Source organism: Microvirga zambiensis WSM3693 (genome assembly GCF_016735695.1).
Lineage (GTDB): Bacteria > Pseudomonadota > Alphaproteobacteria > Rhizobiales > Beijerinckiaceae > Microvirga > Microvirga zambiensis.
Genome location: NZ_JAERQD010000026.1, coordinates 26,948 through 52,976 on the forward strand (window position 1 = coordinate 26,948; position 26,029 = coordinate 52,976).

Here is a 26,029-nt window from a genome sequence, read left to right on the forward strand (position 1 = left end):
GCCCATCAAGCACCTAGTCCTCTGTTTTCGAATGCTCCGTGAAAGCAGGGTTTCTGCTGCCACGCTGAAACCAGCCCGCGTGTCGCCGGTTGCCCTCGTTAAAGTATGTTAGCCCGGGTTGCCCAGCGGCATCGCCGCGGTCTGACGACCATGAGCAAGGAGAGAACCCATGTCCCGCGACCGTTCGGTCGAGGTGCGCCTGCCGCGCGTCGATGAAATCCACCCCGATGTCGCCACCTTCATGATCGCCCGGGCCTTTGCGGAGGTGTACCGGGACGTGCTGGAGGAGCCAGTCCCCGGACCGCTTGTCGCCATTCTGCGGCGGATGGACAGCCGCGGAGGCTGACCATGGACGACAGCCAATTCGAACCCCACGCTCTCGTCGTCGAGGACGATCCGGACGTCCGTGACCTTGCTGCAGCCTTGCTAGAGGAAACCGAACTCGACGTGGTGGACGTTGAGAGCGCAGAAGGGGCCTTGGCCTACCTGCAGGAACATGGCAGCAACGTGGCGCTGATCTTCGCCGACATCCGCTTGGCCGGCCCGATGGACGGGGTCCAGCTCGCCAAAGCCGTGTGCACGCTGTGGCCGACGATCCGGATCGTGCTCACCTCGGGCGCCGCAGGTGGCCGGCTGAACGAGATGCCGGACTGCGTCACCTTCATGCCGAAGCCCTGGCGCGGCCTCGATATCTTGGTCGAGGCGGAACGGGCCATCCGCCAGCCCAAGGCGCCAGTTGCCTGAAACGAGCCTTTCCGCTCTACCTTCCCCAAGCCCCAAGAGCCGTTGGATGGCTGATCCGACCAGAGCAGCTGACCCAATCGAACAGAAGCCGGGGCGAGCTTGGTCAACCGGGAGGGTTGTTGATGACCTTCGAGATCGATCCCGTGATCGCCTTGGGCGTGGTCCTGGCGACCGCCACGACTGATGCAGCCTATGTGTTCTTCAATGCGGCCGTGGTGGCCCGGCACCGGATACGGGCGGCGAACTGGAGCGCCATCTGGTACCTGCTCTCGGCCTTCGCGGTCATCAGCTACACGGAACACGCGGTGTATGTGGCCTTTGCCGCCCTTGGGTCCTGGATAGGGGCCTTCGCGTCGATCACCTGGTTGGTGCGGGTCCCACGCCGGACGGCATGATGCGGAATGTCAGCTCCAGCGGGGAGCACCAGACTTTCCGAGAAGTTGGCGAACTTCACTGCATGACCCTTTCCAGACCTTCCGTGATTTCAGTCCGGTCAGCCCGTGCTCATAGCTCCAGTAGTTTGATCGTTCGCTGGCCGATAGAGCGGGTGACGGCCTCTGCCAGCTTCTGCTTCAGGCTTTTAATTTCCTCGAGCCGGGACATGCCTCAGTCCAATGGGCTGGGCCTTATGGAACAAACCTCCATCTCCTTGAGATACTACATTGTCGATTAAGCGATGATCGCTCGTACTGACTCCGTCACCAGGCGGTGGTCCTCAAGTTGAGGTAGGCCACTCACAACCACCGCACCGACACAACCCGTATCCTTGACGAATATGGGAAACCGGCCTCCGGCTGCCGCATAGTCCTGTTCGGAAAGCCCGTAACGCTGCAAGAACGGGCGCCCCTTCACGTCTGCCTCGACGGACATGTATAGGAAGCTGTGATGGAAGCGTTGTACGACAGTCCGCTTCCGGCGAATCCACTCGGCGTTGTCTGGTGTTGGCCCAGGCAACGCTGCGAAGAACAATTGCTGACCGTTCCTGGAAATCTCGATCGCTATAGGCAGGGCGCCGGCCTTCGCACGCTGGTAGATGTGGCTGCCCAGTGTCCACGCGACATCGGCACCGAAGGACGAGAACTGCAAGTCCCGTTCCTCTGCCAAGAGCGCATCAAGATTGTTGCTGTCGTTCATCCTAGGTCTCCAAGCCGCTGAAGCCGATCGTCCCCGCCCTTGAGTTCAATTACCTGATCAGAATGGCGCGGAAGTCGTTGCCGTTGGTCAGCGTAGGTCCGGTCACGCCAAGCCAACCTAACTTGGGAAAGTACCCGTAGGCATCATTGTTCGCTAAGAACGCGGAGGCGTTCAGGGACGGGACGGTGGAAGAGGGGCTGTCATGGTCGAACTGACGAAGTGCCAGTACTGACGCGCGCTTATTGATATATTTACCCAATCATAAAGCCTAAAACAATATATTGGACCCGGATAAATCCGGCAATGTATGCACTGGCGGCAGTCTACACGCATACGGAGACCGGAATGCTGCTGCAACCGAGGGCCCTGACGCTGCCCGGCATCCTGCCGATGGGCCGTCGTCGCGAGGCCACATCAAACCAAGGGCTCGAGCCCTGGCCGGACCGCACGATCACCCAGACCGCCAGCCGCACGAGGACTGCGCCGGGGGCCCGCACGGCGGCGTCCACCGACCGTCGAGGCGAAGGATCACTGCTATGAACATCCAAGTCCAGCCGCGTCTGGCCGACGTCAGACGACACCTCCCGTTCGAATGCATCGCGCTCGTGCTGCAGGGTGGCGGTGCGCTCGGGGCCTACCAGGCCGGCGTCTACGAGGCTCTCGCGGAGGCCGGCATTCATCCTGACTGGGTCGCCGGCGTCTCGATCGGCGCCATCAACTCGGCCATCATCGCGGGGAACGAGCCGGCCGAACGGGTCGCCAAGCTGCGCACCTTCTGGCAGGAGATCTCCGCAAATCCGCTGCTCGACTGGTCCACTGCCCTCGATGCCGTCGCCCCCAAAGGGGATCTCGCGCGTGCCTTCTTCAACCAGGTGAGCGCGACCTGCGCCCTCGTCGGCGGGGCCGCGAGCTTCTTCACGCCCCGGCTGCCGTTTCCCTGGCTGCACCCGGATGGCGCCCAGGAGGCAACGAGCTTCTACGAGACCAAACACCTGAAAAGCACCTTGGAGCGGGTTGTCGATTTCGACCGGATCAATGCCGGCGTGATGCGCTTCAGTGTCGGCGCGGTCAACGTGCGCACCGGCAACTTCGTCTATTTCGATAACACCAGGCACACAATCCGACCTGAGCACGTGATGGCGAGCGGATCGCTGCCGCCCGGTTTCCCGGCGGTGGAGATCGAAGGCGAATTCTACTGGGACGGAGGCCTCATCTCGAACACGCCGCTGGATTGGGTGGTCGATGCCGGCCCGCGGCAGGACACGCTCGCGTTCCAGGTCGATCTGTGGAGTGCCCACGGCGAACTGCCCCGCAACCTGGCCGAGGTCGCGACGCGCCACAAGGAAATCCAGTATTCCAGCCGGACACGCTCCAGCACCGACCAGTTCAAGCGCGTGCAGCGCCTGCGCCACGCGCTCGCAAGCCTCCTGTCGAACCTGCCGGACGACCTGCGGACGACCGAAGAGGCGAAGCTCCTCAGCTCGGAGGCCGATCGCAAGGCGTACAACATCATCCAGATGATCTACCGCTCGAAACACTACGAAAGCCATTCGAAGGACTACGAGTTCTCCCGGCGGTCCATGGAGGAGCACTGGCGTGCCGGCTATCACGACGCAATGCGCACGTTGCGCCATCCCGAGGTGTTGCAGCGGCCCGACAACCAGGATGGGGTCCACACGTTCGACTTCCTCAAGGACGGGCGGGAATAGCGCGCGAAGGGGCTGGAGCAGTCGTTCAGCCCCGGCGACCACTCTATCAAGCACAGGAGAACTTCAGGTATGCACGAGGACACCGTCCGGACCAGAGCATTCGCGATGCCTCTGAACAGTCCGGCCTACCCGATCGGGCCTTACCGCTTCCGCAATCGGGAGTATCTGATCATCACCTATCGGACCGACTTGAGGAAGCTCCGGGAGCTCGTCCCGGAACCGCTTCAGGTCGACGAGCCGCTGGTGAAGTTCGAGTTCATCCGCATGCCGGACTCGAATGGGTTCGGCGACTACACCGAGAGCGGACAGGTCATCCCCGTCTCGTTCCGCGGCCGCAAGGGGAGCTACACCCACTGCATGTTCCTCGATGACCATTCGCCCATCGCCGGGGGGCGCGAGCTGTGGGGCTTTCCCAAGAAGCTCGCGAATCCCACTCTGCGCACGGAGGTCGACGCCCTTGTCGGCACACTCGACTACGGACCGGTTCGCGTCGCGACCGCCACGATGGGCTACAAGCACCAGGCTGCCGAACCCGGAAGGGCCATGGCCTCGCTCCGCGAGCCCAACTTCCTGCTCAAGATCATTCCTCATGTCGACGGCACCACGCGCATCTGCGAGCTCGTCGAGTACCACCTCGAGGACATCGACCTGAAAGAGGCCTGGACCGGTCCGGCATCCCTGGACCTGCGGTCGCATGCCCTGGCGCCGGTCGCGGAACTGCCGATCCTGGAGGTGGTCTCGGCAACGCACATCGTGGCCGACCTGACGCTCGGGCTCGGCAATGTCGTCCATGACTATCTGGCGGCATCCGAGCCGTCCCACCGGAAGCAGAGACGCTATGAGGCGGCGGAATGACGGCGGGCCGATTTCCGGTTCCGCCATCATCACCAGGGGGTCGCATGCGGAGCGGGGTGGCAAGCATGCATCCCGGAACCGCGACGGAAAGCGAAAGAGGGTGCGCTGATGGGCGAAAGAGCTCTCTGCGTGCTCCGGAGAGCACCATGATCACGATCAAACGACAACGGATCCTCATTGCCGACGACAACCCGATCATGCGGGAGACACTCGCGCGGTGGCTGCGCGCCCAGGCCCATGAAGTCATCACGGCGGATACCGGCGAGAAGGCCTTTCTGGCCTTGCGCGACTGGAGCCACCCCGTCAGCTGGCTGTACACGCGTGCCGTGCTGCCCGGGCTGATCGACGGCTGGATCCTCGCTGACCAGTATCACGAGGTGCACGAGAACAGGGCCGTGATCCTGGCTGGCGCGGAGCAGCGAACGTCGTCACGCGGCGATCGTGTCTTGAAGCAGCCGACCGCGGCTGCGGTATTCAACGCCATCCATCAGGCCCTGGCGGTCGCGGAGGCGGCGACTTTCAAATCGGCCGAGGCGGGCCGGGCGGCCTGAGAAGCCGTGTCGCCGGCGCAGGCCCAGGAACCGAGATCTCATCGACGTGACGGCTCGCAAGGGTGGCCGACGCGTTCAGGAGGCATGACAGGCAGCGCGGTGTCTTTTGTCCTGGGAGCCGTTGCCCCGCTCGCACTGGTCGGGTGGGCCTTGTTCTTCCACTGACGACGCCCTGGAAGAGCCCGGGACGATGCGGAAGATGAAACCTGGTTCCGTCGGGAGAACATGCGGGGGAGGGCAGACGAGCGATGGTCGGCCGTCGGTTCGTACCACGTGCCACGCTCGATGGGTCGAGGACCGCAGCGAGATTCCTGCTCGGGACGAGTGCTTCAGACTGAACGATCAAACACAGCACAAGGAGACTTCGATGACACTTCACTCCGGATCCGCCGTCGTGACCGGCTCGACCAGCGGCATCGGCCTCGCCATCGCCAGGGCCCTCGCCAAGGAAGGCGCCAATGTGGTGATCAACGGCTTCGGCGATGCGGGCGAGATCGAGACAGCCCGCGCCGGCATCGAGAGCGAGTTCGGCGTCAAGGCGATCCATTCGCCGGCCGACATGTCGAAGCCGCACGAGATCGAGGAGATGATCCGTCTTGCCGAGCGGACATTCGGCAGCGTCGACATCCTCGTCAACAATGCGGGCATCCAGTTCGTCTCGCTGGTGGAGAACTTCCCGGTCGAGAAATGGGACCAGATCATCGCCATCAATCTCTCCTCTGCGTTCCATGCCATCCGCGCCGCCGTGCCGGGCATGAAGGCGCGCAAGTGGGGCCGCATCATCAACACGGCCTCGGCCCATTCGCTCGTGGCCTCGCCGTTCAAATCCGCCTATGTGGCGGCCAAGCACGGGATCGCGGGCCTCACCAAGACGGTGGCGCTGGAAGTCGCCACGCATAGCATCACCGTGAACTGCATCAGCCCCGGCTATGTCTGGACGCCCCTCGTCGAGAAGCAGATCCCCGACACGATGAAGGCGCGCAACCTGACCAAGGAGCAGGTGATCAACGACGTGCTCCTGGAAGCGCAGCCGACGAAGCAGTTTGTGACCGTCGATCAGGTCGCGGCTCTTGCGGTGTACCTGTGCTCGGATGCGGCGAGCCAGATCACCGGCGCCAACCTGTCGATGGATGGCGGCTGGACGTCGGTGTGAGGGCCGGCCTGGAACCCGAATGGGGTGCCCCGCCGCTTCGCAGGGCTGGGGACGGATCGAAAGGGGGTTCCTGTCCGAAGCCACGACCCGCAACACCGGGAGTCATGATCCAGGCCCGGATGGGAGCGCTCCGCCGGCGAACCTTGAGGTCTCTTCGGTTTCCCGGATGAATCACGTGCCTCGGTGTCGCTTTCCCTTGGCATCATGCTGATCGGGCCGGACGATCTCCAGGAAGTTGACCACGGCCGGATCGTCCGCGTCCCGGCGGAACACGACGTCGGTTCCGACCTGCATCGTGCTGCCGGAGATGGGCCTGTAGACGACGTGCTCGCCGATGCTGACGGAGCTGACCGACGAAGGAACGACGGCCACACCCAGTCCGGCGCCGACAAGGCTCACGAGAGAAAATCCGCTGCGCACTTCGTATGCGACACGTGGCACGAACCCGACCACCGACTGGATCAACGAGCGGTCCTGCTCGATGTCCGATCCGACGTAGACGATGAACGGCTCGTCCGCGAGCGACTCCCGCGGAATCCGGCTCCGCTTGGCGAGGGGATGGTCCGCTGGAAGCGCCACCCTCAGCGGCCATTCCGCCAGGCGGATCGCATCCAGCTCCGGCGGCAGCTTCCCGGCAGGACCGGCGGCAAAGCTGGCGATGAATCCGACATGGATCCGGCCTTCCAGGAGCTGTGCGATCTGCGTGCTCGGATGCAGCTCGTGAAGCCCGAGTTCGACATCGGGAACCCGTCGCTTGTACTGCCGCAGGACCTCTGACAGGACCCCGGAGTAGGACGTGTCTACGGAGTAGCCGATCTCGATGCGGCCGATCTCGCCGCGTCCGGCCCGGCGGGCCACGACGGCGGCATGCTGCGCCTGATCAAGGGTGCGGTAGGCCTCCTTGAGGAACAGGCGGCCTGCCTCTGTCAGGGTCACCACCCGGTTGGTCCGGCTGAGGAGCTGGACACCCAGCGTGTCCTCCAGGGCCTTGATCTGGATGCTCAGGGCTGGCTGCGCGATGTGAACCCGCTCGGCTGCCCGGCCAAAATGCAGTTCCTCGGCGGTGGCGACGAAGTACCGGAGCTGGCGCAGATCCATTGATATGTTTCTCTAATCGTAGTGCCAAAAACAATATATTAGATCTGGACCATACGGGCAACTAATCCCTATCCCTGCCTTCACAGGATAGATTGATGTCCATGATCTCCCGCTCACTCACCGACGACAACAAGCCCGTTGCACTACCAGCTAAAGAAAGCTTGACCGGCCAGAGCGTCATCGACACCTCAAAGCTCGCTCATATTGATGGTGACAAGGGGATCCTGCTCTCTCGCAGCGACCCGATCGACCTGCTCTCGAAGCAGGGTGACTTCGTTGACAAAAGCGAGTCTCGTTTCCGTTCCCTTGCCAACATGATCCCGTCGATCGTCTGGACCGCGGCTCCGGACGGCACGACGACCTTCGTCAACGACCAGTGGTACCGCTTCTGCGGCATCACGCCCGGACAGAATGCCCGCCGCTGGCCGCTGTCGGTGCTCCATCCCGATGATCAGACCCGCTGCTGGGAGGCGTGGACGGCCGCGCGGCAGAGCGGACGGAACTTCGAGATCGAGACCCGCATCCGTCGCCACGACGGCGAGCACCGCTGGTTCCTGACCCGGGCCATCCCGGTACGGAATTCCGAAGGCGCCATCACGGCGTGGTCCGGGACGACCACCGACATCCATGACCGCAGGCTCGCCGAAGAGGCCCTGCGTGCCAGCGAGGCGCGTTTCCGCACCATTGTCGAGACCGCCAACGAGGGGATCTGGCTGATCGGCGCCGATGCCCGGACGCAGTTTGTGAATGCCCGCATGGCGGCCATGCTGGGCTGTACCCCGGACGAGATGACCGGGCGTCCGGCGCTGGAGTTCACCTTCCCCGAGGACGAGCCGAACCACCGCGAGCGGGTCGGCCGCAATCTTGCCGGCGAGACCGAGCAGTTCGAGATCCGCTTCCGGCGCAAGGACGGTACGGCCATCCCTGTCCTGGCCGCCACCAGCGCCCTGCGTGACGAGTCAGGGCAGGTCTCTGGTGCATTGGGCATGTTCTCCGACATGAGCGAGAAGAAGCATCTGGAGGAGCAGCAGGCCCTGCTCATGCGCGAGCTCCATCACCGGGTGAAGAACACCCTGAGCACGGTGCAGGCCCTGGTGAACTCCACGGCCCGCAACGCGCCCTCGGTCAAGAACTTCAGGGACTCCCTGACCCAGAGGATCATGTCCCTCGCAAAGACCCACACGCTCCTGTTCGACAACGAAATGGCAGGCGTGCAGCTACGGGATATCCTGCGCAGTGAGCTCGAGCCTTATGACGATCAGACCGGCACACGCGTCATCCTCACCGGACCGGACCTGGACGTGCCTGCCCATCTGACACTGGCTGTTGGGATGGCGGTGCATGAGCTGACGACAAACGCGGCCAAGTATGGAGCACTGTCCAGTCCGCAGGGACGCGTTCAGGTCACATGGAGCTTGCCTGCCGCGGACGTCGGGGAGAGCAAGATCCGGTTGGAGTGGGTGGAGCAAGGCGGGCCCCCTGTAGCGGTGCCAGACCGCAAGGGCTTCGGAACAACGCTGCTGGAGCGCGTGCTCAGCCGTCAACTCGGCGGTGAGGTTGAGGTGGCCTTCGCACCGGAAGGATTGCGCGTTCGGGTGGAGGCTGCCTTGGTGGGTGTGGCGCGGTGATGATCGCCTGCACAGGGTGAGCTACGGCTCCCCGGCGCTGTCGCCTTTGGACGACAGATCCAGCAGGCAAGCGAATACCGGCTTCAACCTCAGCTGATCGATATATTTTTCCAATCATAAACAAAAAAACAATATATTGGACCGGCACCTGTAACAAGCCTATCCCATCCTTATGGGCAATGGTTCCCGAGGACATCAGGGAAAGAGCACGCCATGGCAGGCAGTCGTCAATGGCATCAATCAGTCTGTTGCTTGGCAATGGTTGCCGTGACAGGCCTGGCCGGCTGCCAGCAGCAGACCAGCCGACCGGAGAATCCTCCGATTGTGGTTCAGGTCGAGACGGCCAAGTTGACCGATTATGCCCCGATGGTGCAGCTGACCGGCGAAATTCGCGCACAGGTCGAGAGCGACCTGTCGTTTCGGGTGGGTGGCCGCATCACCGAGCGCCTGGTCAACGTCGGCGACCACGTGACCGCCGACCAGGTGCTGGCCCGGCTCGATCCGCAGCAGCAACAGGCGACGCTGACCGCCGCCGAGGCCGCCGTCCAGTCCGCCGAGGCCGTTCTTCGCGAAGCGACCTCCACCTACCAGCGCCAGAAGGCGCTGCTCGTCCAAGGCTTCACAACCAAGCGGGAGCACGATCAGGCGCAGGAAGCGTCCCGTACGGCGCAGGCTGCACTCGATACCGCCCGGGCCCAGCTCGGCACCGCCCGCGACCACCTGTCCGATACGGTGCTGCGGGCCGGCGTTTCCGGGGTCATCACCGCCCGCAAGGCCGAGACCGGGCAGGTCGTGCAGGTGGCCCAGACCATCTTCTCCATCGCCCAGGACGGGCCGCGCGATGCGGTGTTCAATGTCTACGAATCGATCTTCACCCGCGAACTCGCTGATCCCGCCATTGCGCTGACGCTGGTGTCCGACCCGGCCGTGATGGCAACGGGCACCGTCCGAGAGATCTCCCCGACCGTGGACCGGGCCACCGGAACTGTCAGGGCCAAGGTCGCCATCAAGCATCCGCCGGCAGATATGACACTCGGCGCCGCCGTCATCGGCGAGGGCCGGTTCCAGACCCGCAGGCTCGTCGTGATCCCGTGGGGCGCGCTTTCCAGCGGGAACGGTCGACCGGCCGTGTGGACCGTCGATCCCCGGAGCAAGTCCGTGTCGCTGAGGCCAATCACCGTTGAAGCCTACGAGACCGGAAAGGTGGTCGTGCGTGGGGGACTCCAACCTGGAGAGATCATCGTGACCGGTGGAGCGCAGTTCCTGCGGCCCAACCAAGTTGTTGCATTCCCCGAAGGAGCGGCCTCATGAACCCTATTCTGATATCCGTGGCCGCCCTGAGTGTGGTCGGCCTGCTCGCCGCCTGCCAGGAAGAGCACCATCCCGAGGCGCCGGCACCCCGACCCGTGCTCACCGTCGTTGTTGCCCCGCAGACTGTGCGGACCGTGGGCTTCGCCGGAACGGTCGAGCCCCGGTACAAGTCCGACCTGGGCTTTCGGGTGCTCGGGCGCATCGTCAGCCGAGATGTCAATGTGGGCGACGTGGTCAAGAAGGGGCAGCGCCTGGCCACGCTCGACCCCCTTGCCTATCAGCTGGCGGTGAGATCGGCGCAGGCTGACCTCTCCAGCGCGACCGCCCGCCTCGAGAATGCTGCCGCGGCGGAGACCCGTCAGCGCATGCTGCTGCAGCAGAGCATTGCCAACCAGGCCCAGTATGATGCCGCCCGGCAGGCCCGCGAGTCTGCGGAGGCCGGCGTCACGAGCGCCCGAGCAAACCTCGACAAGGCCGAGGAGCAGCTCGGATACACCGAGCTTCGCGCCGACTTCGCCGGTGTGGTCACCGCCACCGCGGCGGAACTCGGGCAGGTGGTCCAGCCGGGACAAACGGTCGCCTCGGTGGCTCGCCCGGACATCCGGGAGGCGGTCGTCGATCTGCCCGAGAGCATCGGGCGGGATCTCAGGCCGGAGGCCCGCTTCGATGTCGCTCTTCAGCTCGATCCCTCGGTGCAGGCGGCCGGGTCGGTGCGGGAGATCGCGCCACAGGCGGATCCGGCCACCCGGACGCGGCGGGTGAGGGTCACCCTCGATAAACCACCCGAGAGCTTCCGTCTCGGAACAACGATCACCGCCTCGGTTACGACAGAGGCGGTCGCGGGGATCGAGCTGCCCGACTCGGCCCTGCTGGAGCGGGACGGCAAGACGATGGTCTGGGTCGTCGATCCGGTCACTGGGACGGTGTCGACCCGGGACGTGACGATCGTCGCCCGGGACGGATCCTCCATCAGGGTTCTGAACGGGCTCACCCGCGGTACGCGCGTGGTCAGCGCCGGCGTGAACAGCCTGACCCCCAACCAAACCGTCAAGATCGCAGACCAGGCCTCGCAATGAACAGCCGCTTCAACCTGTCCGACTGGGCGCTCGAGCACCGCTCCCTCGTCTGGTACTTCATGATCATCTCCGCCGTTGCTGGCTTCCTTGCCTACGTCAACCTGGGGCGCGAGGAGGATCCTTCCTTCACCATCAAGACCATGGTGATCGCTGCCCAATGGCCCGGCGCCACGGTCGGGGATACGGCCCGCCAGGTCACCGAACGGATCGAGAAGAAGCTCGAGGAACTCGACTCGCTCGACTACACCCGCAGCCAGACCACGCCGGGCCAGAGCGTGATCTATGTCAACCTGAAGGACACGGTCAGAAGCCGCGACGTACCGGGCGTGTGGGTGAGAGTGCGGAACATGGTCAACGACATCAAACGGGAGCTTCCCCAAGGTGTCGTGGGTCCTGTCTTCAACGACGACTTCGGCGACGTGTACGGCAACGTCTATGCCTTCACCGCGGACGGGCTGACGCAGCGCCAGCTGCGCGACTATGTCGAGGACGTGCGGACCAAGGTTCTCACGGTGCCGAACGTTGGCAAGGTCAACCTGATCGGCGCCCAGGACGAGGTGATCTTCCTGGAGTTCTCGACGCGCGAGATGGCCGCCCTCGGCATCAGCCAGCAGGACGTCATGCAGACGCTCCAGGCCCAGAACGCGATCACGCCTTCCGGCGTCATCCAGGCTGGTCCCGAACGCATCAGCGTCCGGGTGACGGGACAGTTCACCTCGGAGGAGAGCCTGCGCAACCTCAACCTGCGCATCAACGACCGCTTCTTCCGCCTCAGCGATGTTGCCGCCATCAGCCGCGGCTACCTCGACCCGCCGCAGGCGCTGTTCCGGTTCAACGGCCAGCCCGCCATTGGCTTGGCCATCGGCATGAAGACCGGTGCCAACCTGCTGCAGTTCGGCGAGGCGCTGCACGAGCAGATGGCCAAGATCACCGCCGAACTGCCCATCGGTGTCGGGGTCCACCTCGTGGCCGATCAGCCCGTCGTGGTCGAGGAGGCGGTTGGCGGCTTCACCAAGGCACTGTTCGAGGCCGTGGTGATCGTGCTGGTGGTCAGCTTCGTGAGCCTCGGTGTGCGGGCCGGCCTCGTGGTCGCGCTGTCGATCCCGCTCGTGCTGGCCATGACCTTCGTGGTCATGCAGTATACCGGCATCTCCTTGCAGCGCATCTCGCTTGGCGCCCTCATTATCGCGCTCGGCCTTCTCGTTGACGATGCGATGATCGCCGTCGAGATGATGGTGGCGCGGCTGGAGGCCGGCGACACGCTGCGCAAGGCGGCCACCGCCGTCTACACCTCTACGGCGTTCCCGATGCTCACCGGCACGCTCGTCACCGTCGCAAGCTTCATCCCGGTCGGCCTCAACACCAGCAACGCGGGCGAGTACACCTTCACCCTGTTCGTGGTGATCGCAACCTCGCTGTTGCTGTCGTGGATCGTCGCGGTGCTGTTCGCGCCCCTGCTCGGCGTGACGCTGCTGCCGAAGACGATGAAGAAGCATCACGACGAACCGGGCCGCCTCGGAAAGATGTTCTCGCGCATCCTCGACGGTGCCATGCGCTGGCGCTGGCTGACCATTGGTGTGACGGTGGTGATGTTCGGTGTCTCGCTTTACGGCATGAAGTTCGTCGAGCAGCAGTTCTTCCCGTCCTCGGACCGCAACGAGCTCCTGGTCGACTTCAACCTGCCGCAGAACGCGTCGATCACCGACACGAAGGCGCAGATGGACCGCTTCGAGGCCAAGCTCGCGGGCGATCCCGACATCGAACACTGGTCGTCCTATGTCGGCCAGAGCGCGGTGCGGTTCATTCTCTCCTTCGACCCGCAGCCGTCGAATGCATTTTATGGTCAGATGGTCATCGTGACCAAGAGCATCGAGGCCCGTGAGCGCCTCAGGGCCAAGATCAAGACCTGGGCCCGGGAGGAGTTTGCCGGCCTCGACGTGTACGTGGACCTGCTGGCGATGGGGCCGCCGGCCGGGCGCCCAGTGCAGTACCGGCTCAGCGGGCCGGACGTCCAGAAGGTGCGGGACCTGGCCCAGCAGCTCGCGGCTGTCGTAGGCGAGCACCCTCGGGTCACCAACATCGGCTTCAACTGGAACGAGCCCGCCCGGGTGGTGAAGGTCGACGTGCTCCAGGACAAAGCCCGCCAGCTCGGCGTGACCTCGCAGGACATCGCCGGCGCCCTGAATGGCGTTGTGGGCGGCACGAGCATCACCCAGGTGCGCGATTCGATCTATCTGGTCGACGTGGTGGCCCGGGCCCGTGCCGCCGAGCGGCGGTCCATCGAGACGCTCCAGAACCTGCAGCTGCCGGGCAAGAATGGCCAGTCGGTGCCGCTGGCGGCGGTCGCGACCTTCCATTACGAGCTCGAGCAGCCGGTGATCTGGCGCCGCAGCCGCCTGTCGACGATCACGATCCGGGGCAGCATCGTCGATGCCACCCAGCCGGCGACGGTCGTCCAGCAGCTCGAGCCCAAGGTGCAGGAGTTCATCCGCACGCTCCCGGCCGGTTACCAGGTGGCCGTGGGCGGCCCGGTGGAGGAGAGCGCCAAGTCTCAGGGGCCGATCATGGCGGTGGTCCCGCTCATGCTGTTCATCATGGCGACGATCCTGATGGTTCAGTTGCAGAGCTTCTCGCGGCTATTCCTGGTGGTGGCGGTGGCCCCGCTCGGGCTGATCGGCGTGGTGGCGGCGATGCTGCCGAGCGGGGCTCCCATGGGCTTCGTGGCCATCCTCGGCGTGCTGGCGCTGGTCGGCATCCTGATCCGCAACTCGGTGATCCTGATCGTGCAGATCGACGACCACCTGCGGGAGGGCTGGGATCCATGGGAGGCCGTGGTCGACGCCACCATGCACCGGACGCGGCCCATCCTGCTGACGGCGGCAGCGGCGAGCCTGGCGCTGATCCCGATCGCATCCGAAGTGTTCTGGGGACCGATGGCCTTCGCCATGATGGGGGGCATCATCGTGGGCACGCTGCTGACCCTTCTGTTCCTGCCGGCGCTGTACGTGGCCTGGTTCCGCATCAAGGCGCCCTCCGGACCCCATACGACGGTGCCAGCCCCTGAGGCGGCGCATGAATCAGAGAAGACGCATGCGCCGGCATAGACCGCGCTAACCCGATTGGCGGGCGTTCCGGACTGCGGCCCTGTCCCGCGCACCCGGCCCATGCGAACGCCTCCCCGCCCCGGCGGCTTGCGGCCGCCGGGGCCACCCTCCACTGCATGCCAAAGAGGAGCAAAGCCCCGTGCCCAACGACAATCCGCCTCACAGCGATAAACGCCCGCATGATCTCAGGAGCACGCTCACGAAGCGTCAGATCCTGGACGGCGCGCGTCAGGTCTTTCTCCTGAACGGCTATGCGGGCACCAGCATCGACCAGATCATCAATCAGTCCGGCGTCTCGAAAGGATCGATCTATCACCACTTCGACAGCAAGGACGCCCTGTTCAGAGCGCTGATCGCCGCGGAAGCGGAGAGGATCGCACGGGCATTGCCGTCCGTCGACCAGGACGACCCTGACCCGTGCTCCGCCCTGCGTCAGATCGGGCTGGCCGTTCTCGAAACCCTGAACAATCCGGCCACCATCGCCACCCTGCGCCTGATCATCGGAGCCCTCGGCCGGTTTCCCGGGCTCGGAGAAGAGTTCCTTCGGAACAGTCTGGGCCAGACTGCGAAGCAGATCGCAGCTTATCTCGATCTCCGAGCGACTGCCGGCAACCTTCGGATCCGCAGCAGCCGTGCCGCGGCAGAGGAGTTCGCGAGGCAGTGCATGGCGCACGTGATGGAGCGCGTTCTGGTGCCCCACAAACCTTGCCTGACAGAAGCGGAATGCACGGCCGTGGTCGAGGACATTCTCCGAAACTCGGACATCCGGCGGGATACCGGCCGCACGGCGGGGGAGCAGGCCTCATGAGCCGCTATGACTGAGACGCATGATGTCCAGGTGGTTTGCGCTCATCATCACCATGTCAATCTCTTGCGGCACGCTCTATGTCGCGTTCTTCCGCTAGCCAACGCCGAGGTCCAGGCTGAGGGGACAAGTGTTAGAAGCCTGTACACAACCTCCGTAGCGAGACCATGACGCTGGAAGCCCTTGCCCGGTCCGCTCCGTTGGAGCAACAATCCCCCTGTCAAAAACCCGAGATCCGCATGCGACAGCGTATCTCCCCACGCTATTTCTCTCTCAGCACGCTTCTGGCGATCAGTTTCGGGGGCTTGATGCTCCTCGCCGTCGGCTCCGTTCTCGTGGTAAGCCTCGGGGGCGCAGGGCGAAACACGGGCGAGCTTCTGGCCGATAAGGCCGACCTGATTCTGTCCTCCATCGAGCAGCGCGTCCGGCAACATCTTGGCCACGTCGTGGCCCAAGCCGAGTATCTGAAGACCTCGATTGATCGGGGGCAGCTCGACATCAAGGATGCCAGAGCGCTCGAAACCGCCCTCAGATCTGCCCTTGCCGCAACACCGCAGGTAACCGGCATCGGCTTCATTCGGGCCAACCTGGAGGTCGTGCGGGTGGAGCGACGAGATGGCAGTCTCATCATCGAGGATTGGTCCGGCCCGCCCGAGATCATCAAGCTCTTCGCGGATGTGCGCGCCGGCAAGGATGCCGGATGGAGGGACCCCGTCTGGAGCCATCCGTTTCAGCAGACAATCATCCCGTTTATCGTCCCCGTGCATCGTGACGGAGACCTCATCGGACTCCTGGTCCCGGCCATTGAGGTCACCGAGCTCTCCCGATACGTCGCCGAGATCTCCTCGCCCGTGCAGAGAGCATTCATCCTCCACGGCGAGGACGCGGTGCTGGCTCACCCTGCCCTGGCCAGCAGATCCCCACCAGGGGCACGCGAGCGCCCATTGCCGCTCCTCAGCGAGGTCGACGACGCCGTTCTGCAAGCGATATGGTCGGCTGAGCGACAACCGCTGAATCTGCCTCTGAGGTCGACGGACCAGGGGCATATCGTTCCATTCTCAGGCGATTACTTCATCTACATGTACCGCCGGATCGCAGGGTTCGGTGACAAGCCCTGGATCATTGGCGCCGCTTTGCCCGGTTCAGACGCCGGGCAGGAGGCGGAGCGACTGCAGACGATGGTGCTGACCGGCTTAGGGCTCCTGCTCGTCTCCGTGCTCAGCGCGATCGCGGTCGGTCGGCGCCTCGCCCATCCGATCCGTGATTTCGTTCGCGTGACAGAAGCCGTCCGGATGCTCGAGTTCGACCGAGCCCCCGTTCTCTCACGCAGCCGGATCCTGGAACTCGACACAGCGAGCCAGGCGCTAAACGCCATGGTTGCAGCTCTTCGCTGGTTTGAACTGTATCTGCCCAAACGCCTTGTTCATCGCCTTATCGCGCAGGGGCAGGACGATCTCGCCAACGCCTATGAGCGTGATGTTACCGTCATGTTCACGGATCTGAGCGGCTTCACACGAATGGCATCGCGGCTGTCCCCTTCCGAAACGGCAAAGTTCCTGAACTCGCACTTCGCTCTGGTCGGCGCCTGTGTCGAGGCCGAGGGAGGCACGATCGACAAGTACATCGGCGACAGCCTCATGGCGTTTTGGGGGGCACCGGAGGAGCAACCCGACCACGTTGAACGGGCCTGCCGGGCCGCACGGGCGATCGCCTCCAAGGTTCACGCCGACAACCGAGCCCGATTGGCAAGCGGCCTCGCTCCTCTCCGGGTGAGGATCGGCATCAGCACGGGCCCTGCTCTCGTGGGGAATATCGGGGCTCCCAGCCGGATGAACTACACGCTCGTCGGTGATGCCGTTAACATCGCGCAGCGCCTGGAGCAGGTTGGGAAAGACGTCCAAGATGACAGCGACGTGATCACATTGATCACTGAGAGTGTTCACTCTGGCATGGCTGAACCCGGGCAGGCCGTATTCTGGGCCCGACGCGAGGTGCGGGAGAGAGATGGCACAATGGGGATCTACCGGCTCACTTAAGCATCACTTTAGCCCTATTAGACCCGCAAACACCTAGGCCCTGAATCGGCTTGCCGTGCGCTCGCGCTTTACAGTCTGGATCGCGAAAGCTGGATCCATCTGTTGATATATTTTCACAATCATTAGGCCAAAAACAATATATTGGACCGGGAATTTGTCCCCGTCTATTCCTCTCCATGCCTTTGCACAGGATGGATTGATGTCCATAACCACGAGCACCGTCACCTTGGATCCGGTCGTGACCATTACCACGAGAGAGGCGGATGGCCATGGATCTTAACCCGCAATGGATCACCCTCATTTCGGCCTCGACGGCAATGATCGCGTCGATCGCTGGGCCATTCGTCAACACGCGGATCGCCAAGTTCGAGTTCAAGGCCAACGTGCTGTCGGTCAATCGCCAGAAATGGATCGACGCAATGCGGGACCTTGTGGCGAGCCTTAACTCGCAGCTTCTGATCGCGGCCGCGTTCCGCCAGACGCTGGAGGAGCCGACGGGTCTCATCATCGCACGGGATCCCGAGCTTTCCAGGCGCGTGGAGAACTTGTTGCGGACCGTTTCCAAGATCGAGCTCATGCTCAACCCGCTCGAGCAGGACCATCAGCAGCTCAATACCTTGATGAAGGAGGGGATCGACCAGCTTCGCTCTCCATTGCTGGACGATGGCGTCGAGGACCGCATCGAGGCCATCAGCCGCGATATCACACAAGTCCTGCAAGGTATCCTTAAGCACGAATGGATTCGTGTGAAGCGCGGCGAGTAGCCGTAAAGTCGCGGGTCGCCTTCACCGCGTATCTGGGCAGCGGCATAGGAGCCCGGATCACGCCGGCGATGCGGCAATGGGTTTTCATTTTTTGCTCAATCCCCAAAAGGCCGGGTGGGGCACGGACAGGTATTCGGAATGCAATTGTTCATGAGGCGACATCGCGAGGATGCTAATCCATCCATCCGCTCTCCCAAGACTGGCTGGCGCGTTGGATTTCTCGTCTGCTCCATGATCGCCTCACTGGTTGCAGGGCCTCCTGTCTTTGCCGACGAATTCGATCCCCTCGTCGTCTATGAGGAAGCAAGGACTCTGAACGACCAATGGCAGGCTTGCGCCGCCTCGTTCGTTAGAGACAGGATCCATTTGCGGCAGGATTCAGAGGTTCTTGCAATGGCTGCCTTTGAGCGCTGCCAGACACGGGAGGATAGGCTAAGCAGCTTTCTGGTTGGGAGAATTGGGAGAACAGGAGCAGGCAACGTGATGGCGCTGCTGCTCGAAAAGTACCGAGTGGGTCTGTCTGCCGCCGTCACGGAACTGCGCACTCGCCGCTAGAGCATCGGGCATACAGAGGAGTCCACTTTTTGCTGACGCGGATCGCCAGCTCCGCACGATGGCTAGACCCGCTCCGTCGCCCGCCTGAGAGCGTCCATTCCTTCCGGCGTGATGGCATAGAGAGCAGGTCCGTTCAGGTCGGATGAACTCGCGCCTTCACTTGGAGTTCGTGCGCACCAGCCTCTCTTGAGACACAGGCCCAAAGGTCCCCTGATGACAGTCCTGGGGCCGCGGGCAAGTTCTCTCAAAAACTCTATTTCGTTGTCGCGCGGATCACGACAGGGCTTTTTCCGCTGATACATCGAAGACCTTTTGGATTGCGGGAATGACAGCACTATGATGCTTAGTGGGCCAAGTCACTTCCTGAACCTATCAGCAAAATTTTGAGCGTGACAAAACGATCAGCGGAGACTGAACAAGTTAGCGGCACTTTTTACCGTCTGTGATGCTCCCGCCGTCATGATCCCGAACTGCTCACCGACGCCAATCTTCCCATCCGTAATTGTCTGCCCGGACACGAGTCGCTCGCCAAGCAGCCTGACCACCTCAGGACGTTCCGCGAACTTGCCATGGTTGAGGGGATCGCCGCTCTTGAGGGCTGTCAGATCAAGGACCGTTACACCGGCCTTCTCCAGTTCGGACCGATAGGGCTCGGCCGCCGGGTTGATCTGGCCGAGCCGATCGACATCGCCGCCAATATAGCGCGACAGCCCAAGGGCTTGGTCGTCCTGGGATACGAAGAGCGTGAGCTTCGGGCGGGACGGACCCAATTCCTGCGACTGACGGCGAAAGACATCGATGTCGAGATCCGGCGACGCCAGAATCACGTTCCTGATCTTTGGCGCGACGCGGCCGCCCCGGATCGCCATCTGACGCAGGGCCTCGGTCACCAGCCAGCTTCCCATCGAGTGGGCCATGATCGTGACATCACCGACGGACGGATCCTGAGCGGCACGCCGCAGAACCTCTTCGAGCTGCGTCCGGGAATAGTTTGTGCTTTCCCGGTCATAGGCATAATCGAGGGCATTGGCCCGCGAGGGCCAGGTGAACAGGATTGGCGCGACATCAGCGTGGGAGTCGTGCACGATCTGAGCGAAGCGGTACACCGCGTCTTCATAGCGGTTGTTGAATCCATGCACGAAGATCAGGACGCGACGGCTGCGCGGGAGATGCTGCTTCAACCATCCACGAACCTCGCCGAGGTCGGCCAGGTTCCTGACCTTTGTCGTCGCGAACTCTGTCGAAGGATCTGGAGGCAGGCGCTTCGGCCATTGCACCTGTCCGACCTGCCGGTTCCCCTCCGGAGGGATGGAGACCGTGATCTCGGTCGTGTACAATCCCTGACCACGCTCTCCAGAAAACAGAACCGCTGGATCCGACGCTGGCGCCCGCGTGGTCGCGACAAGAAGGTTCACTTGTGAGGCGCCTGGAATGGTTGCCGGAACCGGCGCCAGAACCCCTTTGGGCAAGCCCGCGCATCCCATCACACCCATGCAAAGGGCAATGATGGCGGCAAGGCGCAGGGTTTGCTGCAGGACGCCTGGCGTTGGGAACGCCCCTGAGGCTTTGACCATCGGTGTCATTATCTGCTGTTTCAAATGATCAGGTTACGCGGGCGTGTCTTAGTTCAGGCACGAGGTTAATCTACTCGCCAGGTCCGACTGCACTGATCCCCCGAGAGGAAGTGACAGGAGAGACTTTCCTGCACCGTCTGCAACAACCAAGCTCCAGCCGATCAAGTCATGCTCCAGCGATGGATCTTCCTGCCGCAGTTCCTGAATCGCCCGGAGAGCCTCAGCATGCGCCATCGCGAGGTCTGTGACCTCAATGCCGTATGAATCGGCTAAGAGTTCCTGGTCATTTACAAGATGGAAATAGCAGCGCACGGACTGATCCTGGCAATCGGCTAATTGGGCTGTGCTTGAAGAAGCAAAGTCGCTTGGTTCTGAGACTGAAGCCGAACACGGAAAAAACAAGCATTCGGCCTGGAATATGCAAGCCGGGTGCAACGGTCGGCTCAGCGACGGGCGCCGCTCCTGCTGCACGTGAGTCGTTCAGTAGGTGCTGAACCTGTAGTTCAGGCCGGCGCGGATCACGCCGATCTCGGTCTCGTCACTGCCCGCGATGACGGGAAGGTCGTCGTCATCCTGCTCGAGATTGACGTACAGACCTTCGACCTTGGCAGTCAGGTTGTCGGTGAAGGCGTACTCGACACCGGTACCGAGGGTCCAGCCGACACTCGTGTCATCCGACTTGCCGAGGTCATTGCTGATCTTGCCATAAGCCAGGCCACCGGTGGCGTAGACCAGAGCGCGATCGAACGCGTAACCTGCGCGGGCGCGCACGGTGCCGAACCAGTTCTCATCATCGTCGTCGCTGTCGAGGCCGGGGATGCTGGTGTCGCCCCCGATGTCGGCGTACTGGATGTCCGTCTCGAGACCGAGGACGAAGGAGCCGATCTGGTAGTTGTAGCCGATCTGACCACCGCCGACGAAGCCACCCTCGTCGTCGACTTCGTACGTCGCTCCGTTGATCACCACATCATCGTCATTGGCGTTCCAACCGTAGCCGGCATTCACACCAACGTAGAAGCCGGTCCAGGTGAAGACCGGAACAGCCGCCACGGCCGGAGCCGGAGGAGCCATGCGGCCCGGCAGGTCGGCCGCGTGAGCCGCGGTTCCGAGGGTGCCCGCAACAGCCAGGGCGGCGAGGTGAGCGTTGGGTCCCCGTCTCATTTCTTATCCTTTCAGTGAGATGGACTGACATCAGGAGGTGCGGGTGCGCTGGGCATCGACCTCATTCAGATGCCAGGCAAACTTCGCCGCAAACGCTATTCGGGTCCAATATATTGTTTTTCACCTTACGATTGGGAAATGACATCAATGATTCAGACCTTGCTGATCGCCAGCATGAGGGCCATGCCATAGAGAAAGGCGATCTGAGAGAACATTTCGTATATTTCGGTCGTCAGGATACGCTTGAACGACCGAACAGGCGGTTGGTCTCTGCTCTTAAATTGTCAATGGCCCGCGGTGAGAGATCACAACAGAGGCGTCGGTGGCGTAGCAACCATCCGGCGATGCCCGAATGACCGCTAATGGCACGGGGCTGACCTTAGCCTTACTTCCGCACTACTGGGATGAGCGGACCTTCGCACCGATATCCGCTACTACTCAGGTTGACCCGATGCAGAAGTTGGGGGGCCGTCACTTATTTCCGCCGACACGGCGGTGAAGGTGTCCAATCCCAACCTCAAGCGGTAGGGATGCTGCTGAACCTAGGATGTTGTCCATGGTACGGCGTCAGGATGTTCTTAAACCCTCATCGCTATCTTCATAAAGTTCCAGGGGCATCCCGTCAGGGTCGGCGAAGAAGGTGAAACGCTGCTGTGTGTGCTCGTCGATGCGGATCGGCTCGACGACGATCCCAAATTCTTCCAGACGTGCAATGATCGGCTCCAGGGATTGCACACGGAAGGCGAGGTGGCGCAGGCCGCGGGCCTCCGGTCGGGACGGGCGGGGCGGCGGGTCTGGAAACGAGAAAAGCTCAATTTGGGCCGAGCCGATCTGAAGATCGCACTTCCAGGATTGCCGCTCTGCGCGCCAGATCTCGCGAATGACCGGGAGTCTCAGGATCTGAGAATAGAACTGCTTCGAGCGCTCGTAATCCGAGCAGATGATCGCGACATGGTGAATGGCGTTCAGCATGAATACCTCGGATGCGTGGCTGTCGATCAGTGAAGTGGGGACATGGCCTCATGCTTGTCGCACGAGCCTATCCCGCGACCGCTTTCGCAACCGGCCGGGACTTTACCTTCTTCTCGTCATCCTGAGGAGCGGGCGGTGCGCCGACCGACTGCCGTTCGATCAGTTCCGTGGCAAGCACCAGTCGCTTCGGCGCCCCGACTGCTCCGGTGATGCGCTTGATCAGGATCTGCGCGCTCTCGACGCCGAGATTGTAGACCGGCTGTGAGATGACCGTGATTGGCGGACTTGTTACGCTGGTCCAGTCTGCATCGTGGAAGGCGATGAGAGAAAGATCGGCGGGGATTGACATGCCCAGGTTGCGGATGACTTTGAATACCTCAAGCCCGACCACGTTGTCCGATGCCAGGATGGCAGTCGGACGATGTGGCATCGAGAGAAGATCGGCGATGATTCGCCCCGAAGCTCCCTGACGCGATGCTCCCAGGCGGATATATTGCTCGGGATGTTTGATCCCCACCGCGGCGGACGCTGCCAGAAAACCGTTGATGCGATCCATCACGGTTGTCAAGCTGATCTGCTGAGGTCCCCTGTAGATCGGATCATCGGAAGCCGTCGCCGTGATGTAGGCGATCCGCCTGTGTCCTGCCTCGATCAGCATGCGCGTGGCCAGTGCGGCTGCGGCCTTGTCGTCCGTGATGACGCTGTCGACCTTCAGCTTTGGAATGGCGCGGTCCAGCAGAACGAGGGCCCTGCCTGATCTCTGCACAGCTTCCAGATGCTGGATATCGGACATAGATGCAGGTGTGATGATCAGGCCGTCAACCCGCTTGCCGAGAAGCACCTGGACTGCGGCCTGCTCCCTGCCGACCTCTTCCCCGGAATTGGCCAGGATGACGTCGAACCCTGCGGCGCTCGCCACTTCGCTGATGCCACGGACGGCCTGCCCGAAATAAGGGTTCTCGATGTCACCGACGATAACACCGATTGTTCGCGAGCGGCCCGTCGTCATGCTGCGGGCGAGTTCATTCGGCTGATAGCCCAGAACACGCGCCGCATTAAGAACCTTTTCCTTCATCTCTGGGCTAGCCGTTCCGTAGCTGCCCAGCACCCTGGCGGCCGTAGCCTTGGAGACGCCCGCCTCACGGGCGACGTCTTGGAGGGTGACCAACCGCTTCTGGACTATTTTGTTGCTCATGGACGCCGACCTAAGAGGCAATCTGTTGAATCGTCAAGCAGAGCGCCTGTTGACAAATGAGACCGGTCTCAAATAGCATTGAAACCGGTCTCATACTACCAGTTTGTCTAGTTCATCGGAAATGGAAACCCAGATGAGTGTGGATCAAGGTCGTAACGTGAGTACAGGACAGAGCGGCCGTGACGCTGGTGCCAGAGCGGTATGGCGGCTTCAGCATGGCCGTGCGTTTTCCCTCGCACCCGGGCGGCTTGCCGCGTCAATGGGGCTTCTGACCGCCTCCAGCCGCCAATTCGCTCAGCGCTACGCAGCAGCCGTGCTGTTTGGCTCGTTCTCCCTCTGCAAAGGTGCATGATCCGTGTCGAAGAAAGTCAGGTGGGGTGTGCTGAGCACCGCCCAAATCGCCAGGAAGCACGTCATTCCGGCCATGAAGGCAGGAGCCTTCACGGAGATTGTGGCGATTGCGTCCCGAGACGAAGAGCGGGCCCGCGAAGCCGCCGTGGATCTCGGGATTCCCAAGGCCTATGGGTCGTATGAGGCACTGCTCGCAGATCCGGACATCGACGCGATCTACAATCCGCTTCCGAACCATCTGCATGCGCCTCTGACCATCAAGGCGCTCGAGGCCGGCAAGCATGTCCTGTGCGAAAAACCGATTGCTCTCAATGCCGAGGAGGCGCGGCAGATTGAGGCTACTCAGAAGAAGAGCGGCTTGCTCGTGGGCGAAGCCTTCATGGTGCGCTTCCATCCGCAATGGCAGCGTGTGCGCGAGATCGTTCGCAGCGGACGCCTGGGAGAGGTACGTGCCATCCAGACAATCTTCTCCTATTTCCTGACGGATCCGAGCAACATCCGCAATCAGGCCGATATCGGCGGCGGAGGGCTCTACGATATCGGCTGCTATGCCATCAACACGGCCCGTTTCGTGTTTGACGCCGAGCCGGAGCGCGTGATCGGCCTGTTTGACAGGGATCCCCAGATGGGAACGGACCGCTTGAGCAGCGGCTTGGCGGAATTTTCTGGCGGCCGGCAGCTGACCTTCACCTCCGCGACCCAGCTTGTACCATGCCAGCGCGTGCAGATCCTCGGTACCCGTGGGCGCATTGAAATCCAGATTCCGTTCAATGCGCCTGCCGGCATGGAAGCCGTTATCGTGGTCGATGACGGGCGGGATCTCTCCGGCAGCGGCAGGGACGTCATCACGATACCCGCCAGTGATCAGTACACCTTGCAGGGCGATGCCTTCTCGCAGGCAGTGCTCGGCGAGAAGCCTCTCGAATGGGGAACTGCCGACGCCGTGTCGAACATGCGTGTGATTGACGCTCTCTTCCGCTCGGCGCGTACCGAGAAATGGGAGCGCCCCTGATCGCCTTCCAACAACTCGGCCTGGCGGTCTCCTGGGCTGACAGATTGAACCACTCAACGAGCACAACCACAGAAGGAACTATCTGGTGAACTCTCCATCCTCATCTTTGCGGGTTGCTGTCATCGGCGGTGGGATTCTCGGGGCGTCCTCAGCCGTACACCTTGCGCGCTTGGGCGCTCGCGTGACGTTGGTAACCGAAGGCGGATTGTCGAGCGAAGCCTCGGGCCGCTCGCTCGCCTGGCTGAACTCGGCTCGTTTCCGCTCCGCCGAATACCACAAGCTGCGCATGATCGGCATCGATCGCTATCGCACCCTGGCGGCCCGGTATCCCGCCGCGCCCTGGCTGCGCTTCGACGGAGGTCTGACGTGGGATGCCGATGACAGTTCGAACAGGATCACCGACGCGTTCGCGCACGAACAGAGCATCGGCTACCACGCGCAGCTTCTTGCTCCCGAACAGGTCGCGGCCATGACGCCGGGCGTCGATGTGCGTGCGATCACGCGCCAGGGCGCGATTTTCAATCCCGGAGAGGGCTGGGTGGACCTGCCGTCCCTGATCCGCGTGCTGCTCGACGAGTTTGCCACGCTGGGTGGCGAGATCGTCACGCATGCCGGTCGGGCCAGCGTCGATGTCAAAGGCGGGCGAGCAACAGGAGTGTCGACGTCGAGCGGCAGGCAGATTGTGGCCGATGCCGTTCTGGTGGCCGCTGGCGCTGCCGTCCCCAAGATGGTCGCAGATGTCGGCGTTGCCATTCCGGACGCAACCCCGATCTCGCTTCTGGTCCGCTCGAAGCCGCTCAAAACTGGTCTGCGGGCTGTTCTCAACACGCCGCGTGTGGCTGTGCGGCCCACGCCTGACGGCGCCATCGTGTTCGACTCTGCCTGGTCGGAGGATGAGGTGGTCCGCCATGCGGATGGGACCTACGAGGTGCGGGAGGCGACCGTCCAGAAGCTCGCGGAGGAGGCCTCTGCGGTGCTCGCCGACAATCCTAAGATCGAAATCGCCTCATATGGAGTTGGGCCGAAGCCCGTGCCGAAGGATGGCGAACCGGTTCTCGGCGCTCTCAAGGCGGTTCCGGGTTATTTCGTAGCCTTTACCCACAGCGGTGCCACGATGGGTCTGATCACGGGCGAATTGCTGGCCCGGGCAATTGTCACGGGGGAGGCGAGCCCTCTGCTCGCCACGTTCCGGCCCGACCGGTTTGCGTAACGGCGACAGCCTGCGGCTCTCCGCGTGAGGC

General features: G+C 62.8%; 23 protein-coding genes and 1 pseudogene. 17 read left to right on the plus strand and 7 right to left on the minus strand.

Annotated features, from left to right (window positions below; all coding sequences use genetic code 11):
* Window positions 1-169: 169 nt before the first annotated feature.
* The 3 genes from JKL46_RS19345 (at window position 170) to JKL46_RS19355 (ending at window position 1,139) form a co-directional block, all read left to right on the plus strand.
* Window positions 170-346 carry a hypothetical protein gene (locus JKL46_RS19345; RefSeq protein ID WP_201836075.1) on the plus strand — a complete coding sequence of 59 codons (177 nt, stop codon included), beginning with the start codon at window positions 170-172 and terminating at the stop codon, window positions 344-346.
* A gap of 2 nt (window positions 347-348) precedes the next feature.
* Entirely contained in the window at window positions 349-744 is a 396-nt protein-coding gene (locus JKL46_RS19350; protein ID WP_201836079.1) for a response regulator, read from the plus strand.
* Window positions 745-866: 122 nt separating this feature from the next.
* On the plus strand, window positions 867-1,139 hold the full coding sequence (locus tag JKL46_RS19355) for a hypothetical protein (RefSeq protein WP_201836081.1): 273 nt from the start codon (window positions 867-869) through the stop codon (window positions 1,137-1,139).
* Between the two features lie 274 nt (window positions 1,140-1,413).
* Here the strand turns inward: JKL46_RS19355 and JKL46_RS19360 are convergent, their stop codons facing one another.
* Complete coding sequence (locus JKL46_RS19360; RefSeq protein ID WP_201836083.1) at window positions 1,414-1,878, minus strand: heme-degrading domain-containing protein; 465 nt, start codon at window positions 1,876-1,878, stop codon at window positions 1,414-1,416.
* Window positions 1,879-2,414: 536 nt separating this feature from the next.
* Between JKL46_RS19360 and JKL46_RS19365 the strand changes: the two genes are divergently transcribed.
* The 4 genes from JKL46_RS19365 to JKL46_RS19380 all read left to right on the plus strand — a co-directional run bounded on the left by JKL46_RS19365 (window position 2,415) and on the right by JKL46_RS19380 (window position 6,146).
* Window positions 2,415-3,587, plus strand: coding sequence for a patatin-like phospholipase family protein (locus JKL46_RS19365; protein WP_201836085.1), 1,173 nt, complete (start codon window positions 2,415-2,417; stop codon window positions 3,585-3,587).
* Between the two features lie 69 nt (window positions 3,588-3,656).
* Window positions 3,657-4,442, plus strand: coding sequence for an acetoacetate decarboxylase (locus JKL46_RS19370; protein ID WP_201836087.1), 786 nt, complete (start codon window positions 3,657-3,659; stop codon window positions 4,440-4,442).
* Between the two features lie 146 nt (window positions 4,443-4,588).
* Complete coding sequence (locus JKL46_RS19375) at window positions 4,589-4,993, plus strand: DNA-binding transcriptional response regulator (protein ID WP_201836089.1); 405 nt, start codon at window positions 4,589-4,591, stop codon at window positions 4,991-4,993.
* 367 nt (window positions 4,994-5,360) lie between these two features.
* A complete protein-coding gene (locus tag JKL46_RS19380) occupies window positions 5,361-6,146 on the plus strand; it encodes a 3-hydroxybutyrate dehydrogenase (RefSeq protein WP_201836091.1) in 786 nt (261 codons plus the stop codon).
* Between the two features lie 171 nt (window positions 6,147-6,317).
* Here JKL46_RS19380 and JKL46_RS19385 read toward each other — a convergent pair whose 3' ends face one another.
* Entirely contained in the window at window positions 6,318-7,244 is a 927-nt protein-coding gene (locus JKL46_RS19385; protein ID WP_201836094.1) for a LysR substrate-binding domain-containing protein, read from the minus strand.
* Window positions 7,245-7,339: 95 nt separating this feature from the next.
* On the opposite strand from JKL46_RS19385, the gene JKL46_RS19390 reads away from it, so the two are divergent.
* The 8 genes from JKL46_RS19390 (at window position 7,340) to JKL46_RS19425 (ending at window position 18,523) form a co-directional block, all read left to right on the plus strand.
* On the plus strand, window positions 7,340-8,872 hold the full coding sequence (locus tag JKL46_RS19390) for a sensor histidine kinase (protein WP_201836096.1): 1,533 nt from the start codon (window positions 7,340-7,342) through the stop codon (window positions 8,870-8,872).
* A 258-nt stretch (window positions 8,873-9,130) separates the two neighbouring features.
* Window positions 9,131-10,183 carry an efflux RND transporter periplasmic adaptor subunit gene (locus tag JKL46_RS19395; RefSeq protein ID WP_281399901.1) on the plus strand — a complete coding sequence of 351 codons (1,053 nt, stop codon included), beginning with the start codon at window positions 9,131-9,133 and terminating at the stop codon, window positions 10,181-10,183.
* A complete protein-coding gene (locus JKL46_RS19400; RefSeq protein ID WP_201836100.1) occupies window positions 10,180-11,259 on the plus strand; it encodes an efflux RND transporter periplasmic adaptor subunit in 1,080 nt (359 codons plus the stop codon). The genes JKL46_RS19395 and JKL46_RS19400 overlap by 4 nt, the downstream gene beginning before the upstream one ends.
* On the plus strand, window positions 11,256-14,363 hold the full coding sequence (locus JKL46_RS19405) for an efflux RND transporter permease subunit (protein WP_246529412.1): 3,108 nt from the start codon (window positions 11,256-11,258) through the stop codon (window positions 14,361-14,363). Before JKL46_RS19400 ends, JKL46_RS19405 begins: the two co-directional genes overlap by 4 nt.
* Window positions 14,364-14,502: 139 nt before the next feature.
* A complete protein-coding gene (locus JKL46_RS19410) occupies window positions 14,503-15,171 on the plus strand; it encodes a TetR/AcrR family transcriptional regulator C-terminal domain-containing protein (protein ID WP_201836102.1) in 669 nt (222 codons plus the stop codon).
* A 236-nt stretch (window positions 15,172-15,407) separates the two neighbouring features.
* Window positions 15,408-17,204: an adenylate/guanylate cyclase domain-containing protein gene (locus JKL46_RS19415; protein WP_201836104.1), complete on the plus strand. Its 1,797-nt coding sequence runs from the start codon at window positions 15,408-15,410 to the stop codon at window positions 17,202-17,204.
* Window positions 17,205-17,467: 263 nt separating this feature from the next.
* Window positions 17,468-17,968 carry a hypothetical protein gene (locus JKL46_RS19420; protein WP_201836106.1) on the plus strand — a complete coding sequence of 167 codons (501 nt, stop codon included), beginning with the start codon at window positions 17,468-17,470 and terminating at the stop codon, window positions 17,966-17,968.
* Window positions 17,969-18,106: 138 nt separating this feature from the next.
* A complete protein-coding gene (locus JKL46_RS19425) occupies window positions 18,107-18,523 on the plus strand; it encodes a hypothetical protein (protein ID WP_201836108.1) in 417 nt (138 codons plus the stop codon).
* Window positions 18,524-18,939: 416 nt separating this feature from the next.
* On the opposite strand, the pseudogene JKL46_RS19430 reads toward JKL46_RS19425, so the two are convergent.
* The 5 genes and pseudogenes from JKL46_RS19430 to JKL46_RS19445 form a co-directional block, all read right to left on the minus strand.
* Window positions 18,940-20,097: pseudogene (locus tag JKL46_RS19430) on the minus strand (alpha/beta hydrolase); the annotation flags it as partial.
* Window positions 20,098-20,145: 48 nt separating this feature from the next.
* Window positions 20,146-20,568: a DUF6894 family protein gene (locus tag JKL46_RS36880; protein ID WP_425493285.1), complete on the minus strand. Its 423-nt coding sequence runs from the start codon at window positions 20,566-20,568 to the stop codon at window positions 20,146-20,148.
* Between the two features lie 9 nt (window positions 20,569-20,577).
* Window positions 20,578-21,258, minus strand: a complete 681-nt coding sequence (locus JKL46_RS19435) for an outer membrane protein (protein ID WP_201836110.1) — start codon at window positions 21,256-21,258, stop codon at window positions 20,578-20,580.
* A gap of 567 nt (window positions 21,259-21,825) precedes the next feature.
* Complete coding sequence (gloA2, locus tag JKL46_RS19440; protein ID WP_201836112.1) at window positions 21,826-22,230, minus strand: SMU1112c/YaeR family gloxylase I-like metalloprotein; 405 nt, start codon at window positions 22,228-22,230, stop codon at window positions 21,826-21,828.
* Window positions 22,231-22,297: 67 nt separating this feature from the next.
* Window positions 22,298-23,425, minus strand: coding sequence for a LacI family DNA-binding transcriptional regulator (locus JKL46_RS19445; RefSeq protein WP_201836121.1), 1,128 nt, complete (start codon window positions 23,423-23,425; stop codon window positions 22,298-22,300).
* 355 nt (window positions 23,426-23,780) lie between these two features.
* On the opposite strand from JKL46_RS19445, the gene JKL46_RS19450 reads away from it, so the two are divergent.
* Window positions 23,781-24,788, plus strand: coding sequence for a Gfo/Idh/MocA family oxidoreductase (locus JKL46_RS19450; protein ID WP_201836123.1), 1,008 nt, complete (start codon window positions 23,781-23,783; stop codon window positions 24,786-24,788).
* An 85-nt stretch (window positions 24,789-24,873) separates the two neighbouring features.
* Window positions 24,874-25,998 (plus strand): FAD-dependent oxidoreductase, encoded by a 1,125-nt coding sequence (locus tag JKL46_RS19455; protein WP_201836125.1) that lies wholly within the window; start codon window positions 24,874-24,876, stop codon window positions 25,996-25,998.
* Window positions 25,999-26,029 lie beyond the last annotated feature (31 nt).